Below are 18887 nucleotides of genomic sequence, written 5' to 3' on the forward strand. Positions count from 1 at the left end.
GTGGCTCCTAATGCGCGACGGCGGCGGCGCCGTGCTCGTCGACGAGCGCGCCGGTGGTGAACCGGTCGAGGGTGAACGGTTCGGCGTACGGATGCGGCTTCCCCTTCGCGACGGTGTGCGCGAAGCAGTCGCCGACCCCCGGCGTTGCCTTGAACCCGCCGGTCCCCCAGCCGCAGTTGAGATACAGGTTCTCCACCGGGGTCAGCCCGACGATCGGCGACGCGTCCGGGGTGACGTCGACGATGCCCGCCCAGGTCCGCAGCAGGTGCGCCCGCGCGAACACCGGGAAGAGCTCCAGCGCGGCGGCCATCTGGTCCTCGATGATGTGGAACGCGCCGCGCTGGCCGTAGCCGGCGTAGGAGTCGATGCCCGCGCCCATCACGAGTTCTCCCTTGTGCGCCTGGGAAACGTAGACGTGCACGGCGTTCGACATCACCACCGTCGGGTGCACCGGTTCGAGCAGTTCCGACACGAGCGCCTGCAGCGGATGCGACACCAGCGGCAGGTCGATCCCGGCCATCTTCGCCAGCACCGAACTGTGCCCGGCCGCGCACAGCGCGACCTTCCCGGCGGCGATCCGGCCCCGGCTGGTTTCGACCGCGACCACCTTGCCGTCCCGCGTGTCGATGCCGGTGACCGCGCAGTTCTGGATGAGGTCGACGCCCATCCCTGCCGCCGCGCGGGCGAAACCCCAAGCGACGTAGTCGTGTTTGGCGATTCCGGCCCGCGGCTGGTAGGTCGCGCCGAGCACCGGGTACCGGACGTCCGGCGACGTGTTGACGATCGGGCAGAGTTCCTTGACCCCGTCCGCGCCGACCCATTCCGCGTCGATCCCGTTGAGCCGGTTGGCGTTCACCCGGCGCACGCTGTCGCGGACGTCTTGCAGGCTGTGCGCGAGGTTCAGCACGCCGCGCTGGCTGAACAGGATCGGGTAGCCGAGGTCTTCCTCGAGGCCTTCCCACAGCTTGAGCGAGTGCTCGTAGATGCCGGAGCTTTCGTCCCACAGGTAGTTGGAACGGATGATCGTGGTGTTGCGGGCCATGTTCCCGCCGGCGAGCCAGCCCTTCTCCAGCACGGCGACGTTCGTGATGCCGTGCACCTTGGCGAGGTAGTACGCGGTCGCGAGGCCGTGCCCGCCGCCGCCCACCACGACGACGTCGTACGCGCGCCGCGGCTCCGGGTCCCGCCACAGGAAATCCGGGTGGTCCGGAAGGTCCGCGCCCGGGGGACGAGGCTGGTCCGTCGTGGTCATTCCGGCTGGCCTCCCGTATCGGACAACTGGTCGACTACTGATATATCAATCTTCGCTGTAGAGTAAGGCGGGTGAGCACCCCGGTCAACCACGTCATCCCGGCCGCCGCCCCGTCGCTGGCCGAACGCGCCTACGAGTTCCTGCGCGACCGTCTCGTCATGCTCGACATCAAGCCGGGCGACCCGATCAACGAGGAATGGGCGGGCAGCGTCCTCGAGATGGGCCGCACGCCGATCCGGGAAGCGTTGAAGCGCCTCGAAACCGAACGGCTCGTGGTCGCGTACCCGCGTCGCGGCACGTTCGCCACGGACGTCAACATCTCCGACCTCGCGCACATCTCCGAGGTCCGGCGCACCCTCGAACCGACGGCCGCCGCGTCCGCCGCCACGCGGGCGACGGACGAGGACCGGGCCCGCCTGGTCCGGCTCCGCGATCAGCTGGATTCGGCAACGCCAAGGGAAAACGCCGACCTCCTGCGCACCGACCTCGAACTCCACCGTGCGATCTACGCCTGCGTGCACAATCCGTTCTTCGAGGACACGTTGATTCATTACGACAATCTCGCGACCCGGATCTGGTGCGTGTTCCTCCCCCGGCTGCAAGGCATGGCCGGGCACGTGGACGAGCACTCGCCGCTGCTGACGGCGATCGCCGAGGGGGACGCGAAGAAGGCTTCGGCGCTGACGCTCGACCACGTGACCGGCTTCGAGAAAGCGATCCGCGCGCTGATCTGACCGGAACGGGGCCGGAGTGTCCGGGAACTTGGACACTCCGGCCGCTGGGGTCCCGGCAGCATCGGGGAATCGATCCCCGAGCGGAAGGCACCGCGAGCCGATGAGCACCACACCAGACCAGGCCACCGCCGAACTCGCCGAGAACTGGGTGAAGGCACTGGCCGACATCGACCTCTTCCTCCAGATCTGCGTCAAGGACTGTCCCGTGTGGCACAGCGCCGACGACAAGTGGGTCACGGTGTCCGAGGCGGTCGCCGCCGTGCACGAGCGGGCGGGCGACGGGCCCGTGCCGGACTTCCGCCCGGTGGGCGTCACCTTCACCGAAAAAGGGTTCTTCAACGAGGCGGCCGTCGAAATCGAGGTCGGCGGCAACCCGGTGAAGCTGCACCTCGTCCAGATCGTCGAGGCGAAGGACGGGAAAGCGGTCCGCGTGCGCGAGTACATCGGCCCGGAGATGGACATCCAGCCGTGACCGGCGCGGGCGCGGGTGCTAATCCCCGGTCCGCGCCCGCACCCAGGCATGGAACTCGCCGATGTGGTGTTCGCTCGGCACGAGCACGCCGCCGCGGGCGTAGGCGCGCGAGCCCATCGCCTGCTGGCACCGTTCGCACGCCTCGAAGTCCTGCTGGTTCACCCGGTGGAACAGCTCCACCGAACGATCGAGGTCCGCGCCCGATTCCACCACCTCCGGCAGGTACAGCCAGTCGCAGCGGACCAGCGTGCGGTCGGCGGCCAGCGGAAACATCCGGTGCACGATCACGTGGTCCGGCACCAGGTTCACGAACACCTGCGGCCGGATCGTGATCGCGTAGTACCGGCGGTCCTGGTGCTCGCCGACGCCCGGCAAACGCTGCAGGCCGTCGCCGCCGTCCACCGTGAACCCGGTGACGTCCGAGCCGAATTCCGCGCCGTGGCCGACGAAATACTGCGCGGCGTACCCGTCGGCGAACTCCGGGAGCACCTCGGTGAGCTCAGGATGGATCGTCGCGCAGTGGTAGCACTCCATGAAGTTCTCGATGATCTGCTTCCAGTTCGCGCGCACGTCGTACTCGATGCGCCGGCCCAGCGACAGATTCTCGATCCCGTACGCCTCGATCTCGCCCGGACCGCCGAGCCGCGCGCTCACGTCGGCCAGCACAGTGTCGGCAAAGGACGGTGCTTCTTCGGCGAGGCAAACCCAGGCGTAGCCGAGCCATTCGCGCAGGTGCACCGCGGTCAGGCCGTATTCGACACGGTCGACGTCCGGCATGCCGGTCAGATTCGGGGCTGCGACGAGCTTTCCGTCGAGGCCGTAGGTCCAGGCGTGGTACATGCACTGGAAAGCGCGCTTCACCGAACCCTTCTCGTCGGTGCACAACCGCGCGCCGCGGTGGCGGCACACGTTCAGGAACGCGCGCAACGCCCCGTCGCGGCCGCGCGCGATCAGCACGCTTTCGCGGCCGACCTGCACGGTTTCGAACGAGCCGGGCGACGGCAGGTCGGCGCTGCGCACCGCGCAGAACCACCCCGCTTCGAAGATCCGCTCCTGCTCCCGGGCGAAGACCGCCGGGTCGGTGTAGTGCGGCCCGGGCAGAGTCGGCAGCAGGCTCTGCGGGAGGTCGATAGCGGTCACCGGCAGGGCTCCTCTCGCACACGATCGTAGTTGCGTATTACGCGTCTTGTTGCCCTCTCCGGAACAAGATGAGGCTCAGCCGGGGCGCTGTCAAGCACCCTTCCCGGCACCGCACCCGTTCGCGGGAACCGCCCTCGACCAGGGCTTTCATCCGGAACTTCGCTCCGCAAAACTCCACCCCGGAACCTCTTGACGGCACCCCTCCGGCACGCCCAGACTCTGTTGCGTATCACGTCGGGTGTTCCTCAATACGCAACAATCCCCAGCTTCGGAGGAATCAATGCTGCGCGCGTGCACTGTGGACGAGCTGCCCCCGGGCGAGTCCGTCCGGATCGCGGGGCCCGAGCCCATCGCCGTCTTCAACGCCGACGGCGAGCTGTATGCGATCGGGGACACCTGCACCCACCAGGACGCGTCGCTGGCCGACGGCTGGCTCGAAGGCTGCTTCGTGGAGTGCCCGCTGCACGCGGCGCTCTTCGACCTGCGCACCGGGATGCCGTCCTGCCTGCCGGCCAAGCAGCCGGTGCGCACGTACCAGGTGCAGGTCGACGAGGGCGTGATCTACGTGCTCGCCGACGCCGCCGAGGACGCTGCGTGAAAACGGTCGCGATCGTCGGCGCTTCGCTCGCCGGCGCCCGCGCCGCGCAGGAGCTGCGCGCCCAGGGGTTCGACGGCCGCGTGGTGCTCGTCGGCGAGGAGCCGCATCTCCCCTACGACCGGCCGCCGCTGTCGAAGGCCTTCCTGGCCGGATCCGCGTCGCGCGAGTCGCTGGACCTGCTCGACGCCGACGATCTCGCCTCGCTGGACGTCCGGCTCGGGACCCGCGCGGAACGGCTCGTCCCGTCGACCGGCCGCCTCGTTCTGTCCGACGGGGAGCTGGAAGCGGACGGCGTCATCCTGGCAACTGGCGGACGCGCTCGTGCCTTGCCGGGCACGGAGTCCGTTGCCGGAGTTCATGTTCTGCGCACCTTGGACGACGCACTCGCCCTGCGCGAGGAGCTGATTCCCGGTGCGCGCGTGGTGATCGTGGGCGGCGGGTTCATCGGGGCCGAGGTGGCGTCGACGTGCAACGGCTTGGGCTTGGACGTCACCGTCTTGGAGGCGCTGCCGACGCCGATGGCGCGGGTGCTGGGCCCGGAACTCGGGTCGATCTGCGCGCGGCTGCACGACCGGAACGGCGTCACCCTGCGCTGCGGCGCTTCGGTGGCCGGGCTTTCCACCCTCGACGGGCGGGTCACCGGGGTGCGGCTGGAGACCGGCGAAACTCTGCCCGCCGACGTGGTCGTCGCCGGGATCGGCATGGTTCCGGCGGTCGAATGGCTCGACGGCTCGGGGCTGGCGGCCGGCAACGGCGTGCGCACCAACGCCGGTCTGGTCACTTCGCTGCCGAACGTGGTCGCGGCGGGCGACGTCGCGGCCTACGGACCGGCGGGCATCCGGCACGAGCACTGGACGAACGCCGCCGAACAGGCTTCGGTCGCGGTCGCCAATCTGCTGGCCGGGCAGGTGGTCCGGGAGTACGAGCCGAGCGGCTACGTCTGGTCGGATCAGTACGCCGGGACCCTCCAGCTCGCCGGGCATCCTTCGCCGGAGGACGAGGTGCGCTTCGCCGACGGCGGTCCGGACGACGAGTCCTTCCTGGCCACCTATCACCGCGACGGCCAGACCGTGGCGGTGTTCGGCCTCAACAACCCGCGAGGGTTCGGCCGCCTGCGCCGGCAAGCGCTGCGGCGGCCGATGCCCGTCGGGTGATTACCGCACGACCTGCACCACGTCGCCCGGCTGCAGCGTGTTGAAGAACGCCACCGCGTCGGCGTGCGACAGGTGGACGCAGCCGTGCGACTGGACCTTCAGGCTGCCCTGGTGGAACGCGACCCCGGTGTTGGTGAAGAAGACCGAGTACGGCATCGGGCCGTGGAACTGCTTGCTGTAGTGGTCGATGTCCTTGTACTGCACGCGGAACGTGCCGACCGGGGTCGGGTACGCGGGCTTGCCGACGGTCACGCGCACCCCGCCGCGGGTGACTTTGCCGTTGTTCATCAGCCACGCCGTGTTCGCGGACAGCTTCAGGCACGCCTTCGCCTTGGGGCCGCACGGCGGTCCCGCCGCGTCCGCTGTCGCCGCGAATCCGATCGTCGCCGCCATCGCCGCGATACTGGCCAGCACTGCCGTGAGTTTCCGGTTCATCCTGTGCCTCCCCGAGATGGTCGTTCTTTGGATCTTTCCCAGGGAGGACAGCCTTAAACCAAAAGTGCGCCCATGTGGGTGATCCCTAACGAGGCCGCCAGGACAGCGGCGAGGTCGCCAGTGCGGCTTCGGCGACGCGCCGGGCGGTTTCGGTGAAGAGCCCGGCCTGCGCCGACGCGAGCCATTCGTCCACTGTGGAGACTCCGGTCGCGCGGTATTCGAGAGCCTGGAAAAGCATCTCGAGTTTGTCGGCGTCCTTGGCGCACCGCGCTTCGGGCGACTCGCGCGTTTCGTACTCGTCTACCGCTGACTGCACGGTTTCCGCCGACGCACGCGGCAAGCCCGCGGTCTGGTCCGCCGTGATCGCCCGCGGCTCCGGCTTCGTCAGGTACGGCGTGGCGGTATGCGGCAGGTCGCCGGTGCGGGTCTCCTGGGTGTCGTGCCACAGCGCGAGAAACGCCGCGCGCTCGGGGTTCGCGCCTTCCTCGGCGGCGAGGAGCGCGGCCAACTGCGCCGCGCGGAGGCTGTGCTCGGCCACCGACTCCGGATCGCGGACCCCCGCCTGCCACCAGCCCGCGCGGCGGATCCGCTTGAGCACCCCCAGTTCGAACCCGAACGCGGCCAGGCCGTCCATTCCGCACTCCCCTTCCCGGTGCTGATTCCGGTGCCGGAGCCTACGGGGCGTGGCATGCTGCCCGGACAGCCGCTTCGTCCCCAGGAGGCCCCGCGTGAGCACTGTGCTGGTCGAGCACGACGGCCCGGTCGCCGCCATCGGCATCAACCGGCCGGAGCGCCGCAACGCCGTCGACCGCGCCACCGCCGAGGCGCTGGCCGACGCCTTCCGGGACTTCGACGCCTCGGACGCCGCGGTCGCGGTGCTGTACGGCGTCGGCGGGACTTTCTGCGCCGGCGCGGATCTCAAAGCGGTGAGCGAAGGCCGCGGCAACCGCACCGAACCGGACGGCGACGGCCCGATGGGACCGACGCGCTTGCGGCTGCGCAAGCCGGTGCTCGCGGCGGTGTCCGGCCATGCCGTCGCGGGCGGGCTGGAACTGGCGATCTGGGCCGACCTCCGGATCGTCGAAGAGACAGCGGTGTTCGGAGTGTTCTGCCGCCGCTGGGGCGTCCCGCTGATCGACGGCGGCACCGTGCGGCTGCCGCGGCTGATCGGCCGGAGCCACGCGCTCGACCTGGTGCTCACCGGGCGCCCGGTCGACGCGGCGGAAGCGCACCGGATCGGATTGGCGAATCGCGTCGTGCCCGCCGGGCAGGCATTGCCCGCCGCGATCGCGCTCGCCCGGGAACTCGCCGCATTTCCGCAGACCTGCTTGCGCGAGGACCGGGCGGCATTGCTGGAAAGCGAGTCGCTGAGCGAGGAATCCGCATTGGAAAACGAATTCCGGCACGGGATTCAGTCTCTGAAATCGGATACCGTTGCGGGTGCCGCCCGTTTCGCGGCGGGCGCGGGCAGGCACGGGGCGTTCGAGAACTAGTCGCGTCCGATTACCGGTGCACCGCAAGGCATATACCCGCGTCCAAGCAAGCGCGGACAGCATGCGGACATAGCGGCCATACGGGTCGATGCCGTCTTTTCGGCTCCGTCGCCCCGCTGTTCCGGACTAGGCTGAACGAGTGAAACCGCACGCGAATCCCTTTCGGTTTTTTGCGCACCGGTCACCATTACCTGCGACGACCGATTATTCTCGCGGCCGCATTCAGCACCGGGTCCGAACGAGCGAACGAAAAATGCGCTAAACACACGTTGCGCCCAGGCGCTCGGCATCGATACAGATACCAGGCCGGGCGCCGAAGCGCGCTCGCACGCGTTCGCACCGCCCGCCGCTACAACACAACCCCGCCCCCCGACCCGTCGCCGGCAGGCCCCCGCCGGCGGACGCCGACCGCCCGGCCTGACGAGGCCGGGCCATCGGCGTTTCCCGCCGCCGGACCCGGCCGTGCCCGTGCTCCTTCCCCCGCCGAGCACAAGACCAGAACCGAGGTTCCTCCATGACGTCGAACATCGAGCGCGCCAGCTCCTCGCCGTCGGACGACACCGCTTCCCGCCCGGCCGCCGGGCCCTGCTGCCGCCTCCGGACCGCCAGCCGCGGCGCCTGCGCCGAAAGACCCCGGCCGCGCAAGCTGTCCATCGTCATCCCCGCGCTGAACGAGCGGGTCAACATGCCGCGGGTGCTGGCCACGATCCCGTACTCCGGCCTGGCGTCCCTCGGCTGCGAACTCGAGGTGATCGTGGTCGACAACGCCTCGACCGACGGGACCGGCGAGGTGGCCGCCGCGCTCGGCGCACGCGTGATCGTGCAGCCCGTGCGCGGGTACGGGCACGCCTATCACGCGGGTTTCGCCGCCGCGACCGGCGACGTGATCGCCACCGGAGACGCGGACTGCACCTACCCGTTCGACCACCTGCCCGGGCTGCTGGGCACGATGGCCGACCGGCAGCTCGATTTCCTGTCCACCAACCGGCTCGGCCCAGAGAACCGCGAGGCGATGAAGCCGTCGCACCGGATCGGCAACCGGGTGCTGACGCTGATCAGCCGGTTCTTCTTCCGCTCGCCGTTCCGGGATTCGCAGTCCGGGATGTGGGTGTTCCGCCGCCACGTCTGGCAGCACCTGGACATCCGGTCCGGCGGGATGCCGTTCTCGCAGGAGATCAAAAACGACGCCTACGTCCGCGGTTTCCGGTGCGGCGAAACACCGATCGAGTACCGGATCCGCGGCGGGGACGTGAAACTGCACGCTGTGCGCGACGGCCTGCGCAACCTCTCGCAGCTCGCCGCCCACCGGGCGCGCACCGTGCGCGGCCCGGCGTACGTGCTCTGCACGGACGAAGCCCAATGCGTCCTGGCGATGGCGGACTGAGCGTGGCCGGCTCTTCAGGGGAAGACCGGGGCAACGGCCGCGGCTGGCTGAAATTCGCCGGAGCGGTTTCGGCGGCGGTGGTGCTCGGAGTGGTGACGCTCCTGGTGTGGCCGGACGCCCGGACGCTGGTGCGGCAGTCCTTCACCGAGCAGCCCGAGACCTTCACCGAGCTGTATTTCGTCGGCACGCCCACGTTCCGGGACGGGGCTGTCACCGCCGAGGTCGCGCTGGTGCGCCATGGTCCGTACCACGCGGACTACACCGTGGTGGCAGCGCTGGAAACCGCGTCGGCGGACCGGCTCCCGGGGGTGTCTCGACGGGTGACGCTCGAGCCGGGGAAGTTCACGACGCTGGCCTTCCGGCTGCCGGTGCCGCCAGGACAGGTCGTGGACGCGATCGCGGTGAATGTCGCCGGAGGCATGGAGAACCTGCGCTTCCGGCTGCCCGGCAACGCGCCTGGAGGCAGACCGTGACCCGCCGCCGGATCGTCCAGATCACCCCGTACTACCCGCCGCATCTCGGCGGAATGGAAGCCGTAGTGCAGCAGCTGGCCCGGCACCAAGCGCGGCAGCACGACGTCACCGTGCTCACCACGACCGTCGGCGCGCGTGACTCGCCTCGTCGCGAACTGGTGCACGGCGTCACCACCGTCCGCACTCCCGCGCTCGACATCGCGCATACGCCGGTGTCCCCCGGTCTCGTCCCCGCCTTGCTGCGCACGCCGAAAACCTCGGTATGGCATCTGCATGCCGCGCACGCGGTCCTGCCCGAGCAGGTCGCGCTCGCCGCGGCCGCGCGCCGTCAGCCGTTCCTGCTCCATTTCCATCTGGACGTCGACCAGTCGGGCAAACTGGGATGGCTGCTGCCGCACTACAAAAGGCACGTCTTCAGCCGGGTCCTGCGGGCCGCCGCCGGGGTGCTGGTGCTGACCGAGGCGCAGCGGGAGTTCGTCCGCACCGCCTACCGGGCAGACCCGGCGCGGATCTTCGCGGTGCCGAACGGCGTGTCCGGCGAGTTCTTCCTCCCGCCGCGGGCGCGCCGGGAACCGGTGCTGCGCCTGCTGTTCGTCGGACGGCTCAGCCCGCAAAAGAACCTCTCCCGGCTCCTGCACGCGCTGACCCGGGTGCGGCAACCGGTGGTCCTGGACGTCGTCGGGGACGGGGAACAGCGGGAGCGGCTTGAGGAAACCGCGCAGCAGCAAGGGATTCCGGACGTGCGGTTCCACGGCCGGCTGCACGGTGCTTCGCTGCTGCACCGCTATGAGCGAGCTGATCTGTTCGTGCTGCCCTCGGATCGCGAAGGGATGTCGCTCGCCGCGCTCGAAGCCATGGCCGCCGGCCTGCCGGTGCTCGCCACCGACGTTCCCGGGAACACCGAACTCCTGCACGGCATCGGAGCCCTCGCTCCCGCGGATCCGGCCGCATTGGCCGCGGCGATCGACGAATTCGCCACCGACGAGGACTTCCGACGGCGGACCGCCGCGGCCAGCGCGAGAGCAGCTCGCGAGTTGACCTGGGCCGCGGTGGCGGCGCAGGTCGAGGACGTCTACGCCGAGGTCCTCCCGTGACGCGCCCCGGCCAGCGCACCGTCGTGCTCGGATCGGTGCTTGCCGCCGCTGTCGTGGAGCTGATGCCGTGGCGGCCCGCGGTGCTGGTGGCCCTCGCCGGGCTGTGGCTCGTGCTCGGCGCCCCGGCCTGGCTGTGCCGCCGGATCGCCACCCGGATCGTGTCCACCCGCGAGGCCCAGTGGTTGCTGGGGCTCGGTTTCGCGGTGCTGGCCGCCATGGCCGCCGCGCTGATCGTCAACACCGTGCTCCCCTGGTTCGGCGTCTCGCGCCCGTTGACGACCGGGTCGCTTGCCGTGGCTCAGACGCTGACCGCAGGGGCGCTCGCGTTCCTCGATCGGCGGCTCACCGGCGCGTCGCCACCGGTGCGGGGGCCGCGGTGGATGCCGGTGCGCGACGTCGCGCCGGTGGCGGTCCTGGGAGTCCTCGCGCTGGTGGTCGCGGTCGCCGGGGCCATCCGGCTGAACAACGGGTTCACCGGTGCGACGAGCCTGGTCGCGTTGTTCCTGATCGCGGCCCTGCTCGGCCTGTTGGCGGTGCAGGCGGGCCGGTACGGCGACGGGGTGATCGCGTTCGGAATCCTCTGTGCGGCAACGGCTTTGCTCCTGCTGACGTCGCTGCGCGGCTGGTATATCACCGGACACGACATCCAGCGCGAGTTCCTGCTCTTCCAGCTCACCTCGGCCAAGGGGTACTGGGACATCTCCGGCTACCCCGACGCGTACAACGCGTGCCTCAGCATCACGCTCCTGCCCGCCTCGCTGGCCCAGCTGACCGCGTTGCCCGGCGCGGCGATCTTCAAAGCGGTGCTGCCGATGCTGTTCGCCGCGGCGCCGGTCGCGGTGTACCGCACGACGCGGAATCTCACCGGCAAAAGGATTTCGCTCCTCGCCGCGATCTGCTTCCTCGCGTTCCCCACGTTCTTCACCGACATGCCGTTCCTCGGCCGCCAGGAGATCGCGTTCCTCCTGCTGGGCTGCGCCGTTCTGGCGTTGAGCGACCGCACCGCACCGCGTCGCGCGCGGCGGATCGCGTTCACCGTCCTGTTCGCGGGAATCGTGCTTTCGCACTACTCCACGACATACGTGCTGATCGGCGTCCTGGTGCTGGGCAAGCTCGCCAGCGGCGTCGTCCGGGTGGTGCCGCCGTTGCGCCGCCGTCTGGCCGAACGCGCGCCGAAGGAGTCCGCCGACTTCGTCGTCTGGCCGATGATCGGCATCGCGGTCCTGTGCTCCGCGCTGTGGACCGGTCCGGTCACCGGCACCTGGCAGCAGCTCCAGCACACCGCCGCGGCCACCGCTCGGGACCTGTTCCACCCGGACCAGGTGCAACGCGGGTCGTCCGACACCGCGTACAGCATTTTCAGCTCCGCGCGGGTCAGCCCGCAGCAACGGCTGCACGACTACGCCGATTCCACCCGGGCCCGGGCCGGCGGCGAACCGCCCATGGCGCTGCACGCGGCCGCCGCGCAGGTCGCCCCGGCGGACGCTCTGCCGCTCACCGCGGCCGGGTCCGCGCTGAATCAGCTCGGCGTCGACGTTCCGCGCGTCAACGGCCTACTCCGCACCTTGTGCGCGGACGGGCTGCAAGTGCTGCTGCTCGTCGGCCTGGCCGGGACCCTCATCGCCACCGCGACCGTGTTCCGGCCGACGCACGATCTGTTCGTCCTCGCCGCCGGCGGCTTGGGCGTACTCGCCGCGGAGATCGCGTTGCCGCAGCTTTCGGTGGATTACGGACTCCTGCGCACCTTCCAGCAGGGGTTGTTCGGATTCGCCCCGTTCATCGCGATGGGGTCGGTGTGGGCGCTGTCCTGGCTCAGACAGTGGCGGATGCCCGCCGCCACCGCCGTGTCGCTGCTGCTGTTCCTCGACCTCACCGGCGCGCTGCCCCGGCTCTTCGGCGGCTATCCCGCGCAACTGCAACTGGACAACGCCGGGCAGTACTACGACATCTACTACGCCCACCCGCAGGAACGCGCCGCCCTCGCCTGGCTCGAACAGCACACGGCCGCGCACCGGATCCAGTCCGACCGCTACACGCTCAGCCGCCTGCAAACGCTGATCGACGGCCGCCCCGGGGACGACATCTACCCCACGCTCGTGCAGCCGGGCTCGTTCGTCCTCCTCGGCTATCCGGCCGTCCGCAAAGACGAGGTCACCGTGTTCTACCAAGGCGATCTCGTCACCTACCGCTATCCGCTGCGGTTCCTCGACGCCACCAAGAACAAGGTCTACAGCAGCAACGGAACGAGTGTGTACCGATGACGCCCTCCCCTCCCCTCCGGATCCTGCTCGTCTCGCACTACTACCCGCCGCACGTCGGGGGAATCGAGAACGTCGCCGCGCAGCAGGCCCGGATGCTCGCCGCGCGCGGGGCCGAGGTCACTGTGCTGACCAGCGCGCTGCCTGCTGCTCCGCCGTCCGCTGTGGACGGTGTGCACGTCGTGCGCGTACCCGCCTGGAATGGGACGGAAAACCGGGCTGGCGTGCCCTTCCCGGTGTTCGGGCCCCGGCTGTCGCGTGCGGTCCGCGAATGGGTGCGGTGGGCGGATGTCGTCCACGTGCACGACACGCTGTACCAGTCTTCCTGGGCCGCCGGGCTGCGAGCTGCGCGGACTGGCAAGCCGCTTTTCCTGACCCAGCACGTCGCGGTCGTCGAGCATCCGTCGGCGCTGGTGCGGGGCGTTCAGCACGCGGTGTACGGGTCGATCGGGCGGCGGTTGTTCCGGGCTAGTCACGAGGTTTTCGTGGTCAACGACGCGGTCGCCGCGTTCGTCCGGAGATTTCGCGGCGGTGGTGCGGAATTGCTGCCCAACGGCGTCGACACCAGCCGCTACCGGCCCGCGCCCGCCGGAGAAATCCAGCGGCTGCGGGAACGCTGGGGACTGCCCGCTCGCCGGGTCCTGGTGCTGTTCGTCGGACGGCCGGCGCCGAAGAAGGGCTACGACCTCCTCCTCGCCGCCCGGCACCCCGGCTACGACCTGGTCTTCGCCGGGGAACGGCCGAAGCACCTCCCCGCGGATCCGTCGATCCACCACCTCGGCGCGCTGAGCCCCGACGAGATCAGCGGCCTCTACCGCGCCTGCGACGTCTTCGCCCTGCCCTCGACCGCGGAAGGATTCCCCCTGACCGTCCAAGAAGCCATGGCCTCCGGCCTCCCGGTCGTCACCACCGACGACCCCGGCTACGCCTCCTACGGCCTCGACCGGACTCAGGTCGCCCTGCTCCCCCGCGACCCGGAAACCCTGCGCGCGACCCTGCGGTCCCTGGCCGCCGATCCCGCGCGCCGCGCAGCCATGGGGCGCTACTCCGCGGGTTTCGCCGCCGCCCGGTTCTCCTGGCCGAAACACGCCCAGCGCCTCGAAGAGAGCTACCGTGCGGCACTCGGCACGGCCGAGGTCCCCGCATGACCGCGCTCGCCGCGCCGTCCTTCGCCGCGCGGCTGAAATCCGACCCGCTCGTCCGCAACTCGTTCTTCCTCATGGCCACGACCGCGCTCGGCGCCGGGTCCGGATTCGTGTTCTGGATCGTCGTCGCCCGGCTGTACCCGCCCGCCGCGGTGGGCTGGGCGAGTTCGCTGCTGTCGGCGGTGACCCTGCTGAGCTACTTCAGCGGGCTCGGGCTCAGCTCCAGCCTCGTCCGGTACCTGCCCACGACCCCGTCCCGTGCGGCGCACGTCAGCTCCGCGCTCACCTCGGTGGCGGTCACCGGAACCGTGCTCGGGGCGGGATTCGCGCTCGTCGCACCGTTCGTCTCGCCCGGGTTGTCGTTCCTCAGCGAGTCGGTCCCGGAGGTCGTGCTGTTCGCGCTGCTGGCGATGGCCGTCGCGCAAAACCTGCTCACCGACTCGGTTTTCGTCGCGTTGCGGGCGGCGAAGTACAACATGCTCCTCAACGGCGTACTGATGAGCGCGGTCAAAATCGCCCTGCCGGTCGTCTTCGCCGGCGCGGGCGCGATCGGCATTTTCCTGTCCAGCACGGTGGCCTCCGCGGTTGCCGCCGCCGCGAGCATCCTCGTGATCCGGCAGCGGCTGCGCATCCCGGTGCGGCCCCGCGTGCACCCGGCGACGCTGCGCTCCACGCTCGCGTACTCGCTCGGCAACTACGCCTCCAGCTGCCTGAATCTCCTGCCGCTGCTGGTGATTCCGCTGCTGGTGCTGCGTTCGCTCGGACCGGAAGCGTCCGCGGCCTACTTCGTCGCGTTCCAGATCGCCAACTTCGTCAACGCCGTCCCGTTCGCCGTCGGCGAGGCGCTGTTCGCGGAAGGCTCGCACGAACAGGAAGACCTGAGACAGCTGGCGAAACGCTCGGCGCTGCTCATCCTCGCGATCGTGCTGCCCGCCGTCAGCGTCACGGTCGCCCTCGCCAAACCGGTGCTGGCTCTCTTCGGCGCCAGCTATGCCGCCGATGCCCGGAACTGTCTCGTCGTCCTCGCGGTTTCCGCCTTCGCGGTGGCTTTCAACACGTGGTCCGGGTTCCTGCTCAAGGTGACCCGTCAGCTCCCGGCGATGAATCTGTCCAATCTGGTCTACGCGGGCGTCACGGTCGGCCTCGCCGCGCTCGGGGCTCAGCACGACCTGGTCTGGATCGCGGCGGCGTGGGGCGTCGGCAATCTCGCGTCCGGTCTGGTCGCGGTCGTCGCGCTGGCGCCGCGCGGCCTGTCTTCGGGCGGCAAAGGAGGTTCGGATGAAGATCGCGCACATCGTCAACGTCGGCTTCGAAGCCGGCGGCGCGGAGCGTAGCGTCCGCCTCGTCTCCGACGGGCTGCGGCGGCGCGGGCACCAGGTTCTCGTCATCGCGACCGACCACCTGCTCGACGACCCCGCCGTGAGCGACCGGGAAGTCTTCGCCGACGTCCTGGTGCCCGCCATCCGCGGCGGCGCGCCGCGTCGGTTCGCGGGCTACTTCTGGCACCGGCCCGCCTACCGGCAGGTGACCGCCGCGCTGCGCTCGTTCGCACCCGACGCGGTGCACCTGCACACCATCGGGGAGTTCAGCCCGGCCGTGCTCAGCGCGTCCGCCGCCTACCCGCGGGTGCTCACCGTCCACGGACCCGAGGACTGGATCCGGGACCTGCTGTCGTGGAACCTGCGCAGCCGCACCGAAGGCCGCCCGCGACTGTCCACAACGGACACCGCCCGGCTGGCGTATCTGCGCTTGCTGCAACGACCGGCTTACCTGCGGCGCCTGCGCACCGTCGACCGAGTGCTCACCCCGAGCCGCTTCCTCGCCGACGCCGTCCGCCACGACCTGCCCCGCGTCCCGATCCACGTCGTCCCGAACGGCGTGCCGCTGCCCACCGCGTCTCCGGTCCCCGACGCCGCCCACGCGCTGTTCGTCGGTCGCCTCGAACCGGTGAAAGGCGCGCACGTGCTCGTGGACGCCTTCGCGACGGTCGCCCGCCGCCTGCCCAACGCCCGGCTGACGCTCGCCGGGGAGGGCAACCAGCGGGCCGTCCTTGAGAAAGCAGTGAGCGAACGGGGTTTGGCCGACCGCGTCCGCTTCGCCGGCTGGCTCGGCGGATCCGAGCTCGCGGCTGCTTACCGCGCTGCTTCGGTGGTGGTGATTCCGTCGGTGTGGCCGGAGAATTTCCCGACCGTCGCGCTGGAAGCCCTCGGCGTGGGACGGGCGGTGGCTGCCACCGATGTCGGCGGGATTCCCGAGCTGATTCGCCCCGGGCACAACGGTGTGCTCGTCCCGCCGGGTGAGCGCCGGGCCCTCGCGGACGCGCTCTCCCGGCTCCTCGGCGACCCGGGCTTGCGGCGGGTGATGGGCGCGCGGTCGGCGGGGCTCGCGTGTTGTCACAGTCTCGGCACTTTTCTGGACCGGCTGGAGCAGCATTACCGGGAGGTCCAGCGATGACCCGCATCTCGCTCCGGCTCCTCGGCCCGGACACGTCCGCCGGTTCTCTCGCCGCGCCGGCTCGCCACGCGCCCTCGCCGGCCGAACGAAGCACCCGGCCCGGAGTCCTGCCGATGCCCCGTCCGGCGCCGCCCGGCCCGTTCCCTCTTGGAGGCCCGCAGATGACCCGTGTCGTCGTAGTCAACGCGTTCGAACGCGGCAATCGCGGCGACGCCGCCCTGCTCAGCGTCCTGCTGGACCAGATCCGCCGCGCGCTGCCCGGCGCGCGGATCGCGATCGCCGGGTTCGAGCATCCGGCGCGCTGGCCGGAGTTCGAGGGCGTGCCCAACCTCGGGTCGTTCCGCCGCTACTCGGGCGAGGAGGACATCCCCCGGCTCCGGCGGATCCTGCGGAAACTGAGCCTGCTCCCGGTCGTCGCGCTCGCCGCCGCCCGGCTTCCGCGGCGGCTGCGGCTGGCTGCGGCCCGGTTGCTGCCCGCCGAACCGCGCCGCGAACTGCACGCGCTCGCGACCGCCGACCTCGTCGTCTCCCTCGGCGGCGGCTACCTGAACGGCCGGGCGAACTTCGCCTCCGACCTCAACATCCTCTTCCTGCTGCTCCCGCTGTGGCTGGCCGAGCGGTTCGGCGTCCGGGTCGTGACCGGGCCGCAGTCCTACGGGCCGTTTCCCCGCCGGCTCCAGCGCGTGCTGGTCCGCCACGTCCTCGGGCGGGCCGACGCGGTCCTCGTCCGCGAAGACATCAGCCGCGAGCGGCTCACCGAAATCGGGCTGCCGCCGCATCTGCTCACCCGCAGCGTCGACAGCGCCTTCGCCTTCGAGACCCGCTCCGACCGCGACTGGCGCACTGCTCTCGCCGTCCCCGCCGACGCCCGCATCGCGATGGTCACCGCCCGCCAGTGGCTCGACGACGCCGGACAGCACCGCTACGAACGCGCCTTGGCCGCGGGCATCCGGCACCTGCTCGGCCGCGGATACCACGTCGTCCTGGTCCCGCAAGTGACCTGCGCTTTCCAAGGCGACGACGACCGCAGGGTCAACACCCGCCTCGCCGCCGGACTCGACCACGCCCGGCTGCGCGTCCTCGGCGACGACACCTTCGACCACCGCGACGCCCGCGCCCTCTACGCCGAGGCCGACCTCGTGATCGGCACCCGTTTCCACTCGGTCATCTTCGCCCTCACCGCGCACGTCCCGTGCCTCGCGATCGAGTACGAGCACAAAACGGCGGGCATCATGCGCGATCTCGGGCTCGCGGAATGGGTCGTCGGCATCGCCGAAGTCCGCGAAACCACGTTGCCCGCGCTCCTCGACAGCCTCGTCGACCACCGCGACGACTACCGGCGGCACCTGCGCGAAGTGCTTCCCCCTTACGCGCGCCGGGCCCGCGATCTGCGCCACCTGCTCGATGCCGCCTGACGCGGAGGTCAGCCCCGCCGCAGCCAGCGGAACCGGCGGCAGCCGCAGCGTCCGCAGTCGGTGCCGCCGCGCAAATGCCGGTGCTCGCTGCGTTCGTGACCGCACGCGCGGCACCGCATCGTCGCCCACGGCATCCGGATCCCGGACATCCTGCGCCTCCTCGAAGTCCCCCGCTCCCCCGGCACACACCATCACATCCGCGCGCGCCCAGCCAACCGGACCAATGAGGACAGGAGCCTCCGTGAGCCGAGAACGCACCGTCGTCTTCGCGACGCCGTACTTCCCGCCGGACGTCGGCGGCGTGCAGACCTACGTGCACAGCCTGGCCGCCGCGCTGCGGGAAGTCCCCGGATGGCGGCCGGTCGTCGTCACCACCAGCGCCCGCGCCGGGTCCGGCGACCCCTTTCCGGTCTACCGGCTCCCCGCACTCGCCAAGCTGTCCAACACTCCCCTCGACCCGCGCTGGCCGCGCCGGATCCGCCGCATCCTGCGCGCCGAACAGGCCGACTTCCTCAACGTCCACACCCCGGTGCCCGGTCTCGCCGACGCCGCGACCCTCGCCGCCGGGAACACCCCGGTCGTCGTGACTTATCACGCCGCCGCCCTGGCCAAGGACGGTCACCCGTTCTTCAACGCCGTCGCGCGCGCCTATGCCGGCGCCGAGGCCTTCATGCTCCGCCGGGCGGACCTGATCCTGGGGGTTTCCGACTACGTCGCCGACCGCTTCCGCCCGCGCTACGGCGACAAAGTCGGCGTGCTGGAGAACGCCGTCGCCCCGGAGCTCTTGACGTCCCCGCTCGGCGGGAACCGTCCTTACGCCGCCGCTTTTCTGGCCCGGCTGGAACCGACCCACGCGTGGAAAGGCCTCGACCAGCTCCTGCACGCGATGAGCATCCGCCGCGGGCGCCTGCTGGTGATCGGCGACGGCGCCGCGCGACCCGGATACGAGGCCCTCGCCCGGAAACTCGGGATCGACGGCAACGTCACCTTCGCCGGAAATCTCCGCGGCTCCGCGAAATTCCGCGCTCTCCGCAGTGCCAGTTCGCTCGTTCTCTGCCCGACCAGTCCGAACGACGCCTTCCCGACGGCACTGCTCGAAGCGTGGGCGAGCCGGGTGCCGGTCATCGCCACCGCGGTCGGTCCGCTCGCCGCGCTGGTGACCGACGGGGTCAACGGGCTGCTTGCCGCGCCGCGTTCTCCCGAAGCGCTCGCCGGCGAACTGGACCGGCTCGAGAGCAACCCGGGGCTCGCACACGCGATCCGGGAGAACGCCTGCGAACTCGTGCGCAGCCGGTACACGTGGAGTCATCGGGTCGCGGAGTTCGTCGAGCAGCTGACCGCGCTCGACCGGCGCGGCGCTCCGGTCTCACGATGACGGCGCCCCGG

General features: G+C 70.6%; 19 protein-coding genes. 14 read left to right on the forward strand and 5 right to left on the reverse strand.

What is annotated here, in order from left to right:
* Nucleotides 1-7 precede the first annotated feature (7 nt).
* Nucleotides 8-1252, reverse strand: a complete 1245-nt coding sequence (locus H4281_RS33030) for a sarcosine oxidase subunit beta family protein (protein WP_182894771.1) — start codon at nt 1250-1252, stop codon at nt 8-10.
* A 71-nt stretch (nt 1253-1323) separates the two neighbouring features.
* Here H4281_RS33030 and H4281_RS33035 point away from each other — a divergent pair, with 71 nt between their 5' ends.
* Nucleotides 1324-1986 carry a GntR family transcriptional regulator gene (locus tag H4281_RS33035; protein ID WP_182894772.1) on the forward strand — a complete coding sequence of 221 codons (663 nt, stop codon included), beginning with the start codon at nt 1324-1326 and terminating at the stop codon, nt 1984-1986.
* Nucleotides 1987-2086: 100 nt separating this feature from the next.
* Entirely contained in the window at nt 2087-2458 is a 372-nt protein-coding gene (locus H4281_RS33040; RefSeq protein ID WP_182894773.1) for a nuclear transport factor 2-like protein, read from the forward strand.
* 18 nt (nt 2459-2476) lie between these two features.
* Here the strand turns inward: H4281_RS33040 and H4281_RS33045 are convergent, their stop codons facing one another.
* Nucleotides 2477-3598 carry an aromatic ring-hydroxylating oxygenase subunit alpha gene (locus H4281_RS33045; RefSeq protein ID WP_182894774.1) on the reverse strand — a complete coding sequence of 374 codons (1122 nt, stop codon included), beginning with the start codon at nt 3596-3598 and terminating at the stop codon, nt 2477-2479.
* Nucleotides 3599-3878: 280 nt separating this feature from the next.
* On the opposite strand from H4281_RS33045, the gene H4281_RS33050 reads away from it, so the two are divergent.
* Both H4281_RS33050 and H4281_RS33055 read left to right on the forward strand, forming a co-directional pair.
* Complete coding sequence (locus tag H4281_RS33050; RefSeq protein ID WP_182894775.1) at nt 3879-4196, forward strand: bifunctional 3-phenylpropionate/cinnamic acid dioxygenase ferredoxin subunit; 318 nt, start codon at nt 3879-3881, stop codon at nt 4194-4196.
* Nucleotides 4193-5350 carry an NAD(P)/FAD-dependent oxidoreductase gene (locus H4281_RS33055; protein ID WP_182894776.1) on the forward strand — a complete coding sequence of 386 codons (1158 nt, stop codon included), beginning with the start codon at nt 4193-4195 and terminating at the stop codon, nt 5348-5350. The genes H4281_RS33050 and H4281_RS33055 overlap by 4 nt, the downstream gene beginning before the upstream one ends.
* Here H4281_RS33055 and H4281_RS33060 read toward each other — a convergent pair whose 3' ends face one another.
* Together H4281_RS33060 and H4281_RS33065 are read right to left on the reverse strand one after the other, a co-directional pair.
* Nucleotides 5351-5785 (reverse strand): L,D-transpeptidase, encoded by a 435-nt coding sequence (locus tag H4281_RS33060; protein WP_182894777.1) that lies wholly within the window; start codon nt 5783-5785, stop codon nt 5351-5353.
* Between the two features lie 85 nt (nt 5786-5870).
* Entirely contained in the window at nt 5871-6419 is a 549-nt protein-coding gene (locus tag H4281_RS33065; protein ID WP_182894778.1) for an HD domain-containing protein, read from the reverse strand.
* Nucleotides 6420-6513: 94 nt separating this feature from the next.
* On the opposite strand from H4281_RS33065, the gene H4281_RS33070 reads away from it, so the two are divergent.
* The 9 genes from H4281_RS33070 to H4281_RS33110 all read left to right on the forward strand — a co-directional run bounded on the left by H4281_RS33070 (nt 6514) and on the right by H4281_RS33110 (nt 17501).
* Entirely contained in the window at nt 6514-7278 is a 765-nt protein-coding gene (locus H4281_RS33070; protein WP_182894779.1) for a crotonase/enoyl-CoA hydratase family protein, read from the forward strand.
* Between the two features lie 514 nt (nt 7279-7792).
* Nucleotides 7793-8662 (forward strand): glycosyltransferase family 2 protein, encoded by an 870-nt coding sequence (locus H4281_RS33075; RefSeq protein ID WP_182894780.1) that lies wholly within the window; start codon nt 7793-7795, stop codon nt 8660-8662.
* Between the two features lie 2 nt (nt 8663-8664).
* Nucleotides 8665-9135 (forward strand): hypothetical protein, encoded by a 471-nt coding sequence (locus H4281_RS33080; protein ID WP_182894781.1) that lies wholly within the window; start codon nt 8665-8667, stop codon nt 9133-9135.
* The gene (locus H4281_RS33085) at nt 9132-10229 is read left to right on the forward strand and encodes a glycosyltransferase family 4 protein (RefSeq protein WP_182894782.1); all 1098 of its coding nucleotides are present in this window, start codon (nt 9132-9134) and stop codon (nt 10227-10229) included. Before H4281_RS33080 ends, H4281_RS33085 begins: the two co-directional genes overlap by 4 nt.
* The gene (locus H4281_RS45830) at nt 10226-12490 is read left to right on the forward strand and encodes a DUF2206 domain-containing protein (RefSeq protein ID WP_182894783.1); all 2265 of its coding nucleotides are present in this window, start codon (nt 10226-10228) and stop codon (nt 12488-12490) included. The genes H4281_RS33085 and H4281_RS45830 overlap by 4 nt, the downstream gene beginning before the upstream one ends.
* Nucleotides 12487-13635: a glycosyltransferase family 4 protein gene (locus tag H4281_RS33095; protein ID WP_182894784.1), complete on the forward strand. Its 1149-nt coding sequence runs from the start codon at nt 12487-12489 to the stop codon at nt 13633-13635. Before H4281_RS45830 ends, H4281_RS33095 begins: the two co-directional genes overlap by 4 nt.
* Nucleotides 13632-14966, forward strand: a complete 1335-nt coding sequence (locus tag H4281_RS33100) for an oligosaccharide flippase family protein (protein ID WP_182894785.1) — start codon at nt 13632-13634, stop codon at nt 14964-14966. The genes H4281_RS33095 and H4281_RS33100 overlap by 4 nt, the downstream gene beginning before the upstream one ends.
* On the forward strand, nt 14911-16086 hold the full coding sequence (locus H4281_RS33105) for a glycosyltransferase family 4 protein (protein ID WP_182894786.1): 1176 nt from the start codon (nt 14911-14913) through the stop codon (nt 16084-16086). Before H4281_RS33100 ends, H4281_RS33105 begins: the two co-directional genes overlap by 56 nt.
* Nucleotides 16087-16247: 161 nt before the next feature.
* A complete protein-coding gene (locus tag H4281_RS33110; protein WP_182894787.1) occupies nt 16248-17501 on the forward strand; it encodes a polysaccharide pyruvyl transferase family protein in 1254 nt (417 codons plus the stop codon).
* An 8-nt stretch (nt 17502-17509) separates the two neighbouring features.
* On the opposite strand, the gene H4281_RS33115 is transcribed toward H4281_RS33110, so the two are convergent.
* Nucleotides 17510-17650 carry a hypothetical protein gene (locus H4281_RS33115; RefSeq protein WP_182894788.1) on the reverse strand — a complete coding sequence of 47 codons (141 nt, stop codon included), beginning with the start codon at nt 17648-17650 and terminating at the stop codon, nt 17510-17512.
* Between the two features lie 92 nt (nt 17651-17742).
* Between H4281_RS33115 and H4281_RS33120 the strand changes: the two genes are divergently transcribed.
* The gene (locus tag H4281_RS33120) at nt 17743-18876 is read left to right on the forward strand and encodes a glycosyltransferase family 4 protein (RefSeq protein WP_182894789.1); all 1134 of its coding nucleotides are present in this window, start codon (nt 17743-17745) and stop codon (nt 18874-18876) included.
* Nucleotides 18877-18887 lie beyond the last annotated feature (11 nt).

The organism is Amycolatopsis dendrobii (assembly GCF_014145675.1).
Lineage (GTDB): Bacteria > Actinomycetota > Actinomycetes > Mycobacteriales > Pseudonocardiaceae > Amycolatopsis > Amycolatopsis dendrobii.

Coding starts and splice junctions, on each gene's coding strand:
- H4281_RS33075 (WP_182894780.1), top strand. CDS start 7,793: ATGACGTCGAACATCGAGCGCGCCAGCTCCTCGCCGTCGGACGACACC.
- H4281_RS33100 (WP_182894785.1), top strand. CDS start 13,632: ATGACCGCGCTCGCCGCGCCGTCCTTCGCCGCGCGGCTGAAATCCGAC.
- H4281_RS33050 (WP_182894775.1), top strand. CDS start 3,879: ATGCTGCGCGCGTGCACTGTGGACGAGCTGCCCCCGGGCGAGTCCGTC.
- H4281_RS33095 (WP_182894784.1), top strand. CDS start 12,487: ATGACGCCCTCCCCTCCCCTCCGGATCCTGCTCGTCTCGCACTACTAC.
- H4281_RS33060 (WP_182894777.1), bottom strand. CDS start 5,785: ATGAACCGGAAACTCACGGCAGTGCTGGCCAGTATCGCGGCGATGGCG.
- H4281_RS33040 (WP_182894773.1), top strand. CDS start 2,087: ATGAGCACCACACCAGACCAGGCCACCGCCGAACTCGCCGAGAACTGG.
- H4281_RS33105 (WP_182894786.1), top strand. CDS start 14,911: ATGAAGATCGCGCACATCGTCAACGTCGGCTTCGAAGCCGGCGGCGCG.
- H4281_RS33030 (WP_182894771.1), bottom strand. CDS start 1,252: ATGACCACGACGGACCAGCCTCGTCCCCCGGGCGCGGACCTTCCGGAC.
- H4281_RS33065 (WP_182894778.1), bottom strand. CDS start 6,419: ATGGACGGCCTGGCCGCGTTCGGGTTCGAACTGGGGGTGCTCAAGCGG.
- H4281_RS33115 (WP_182894788.1), bottom strand. CDS start 17,650: ATGTCCGGGATCCGGATGCCGTGGGCGACGATGCGGTGCCGCGCGTGC.
- H4281_RS33110 (WP_182894787.1), top strand. CDS start 16,248: ATGACCCGTGTCGTCGTAGTCAACGCGTTCGAACGCGGCAATCGCGGC.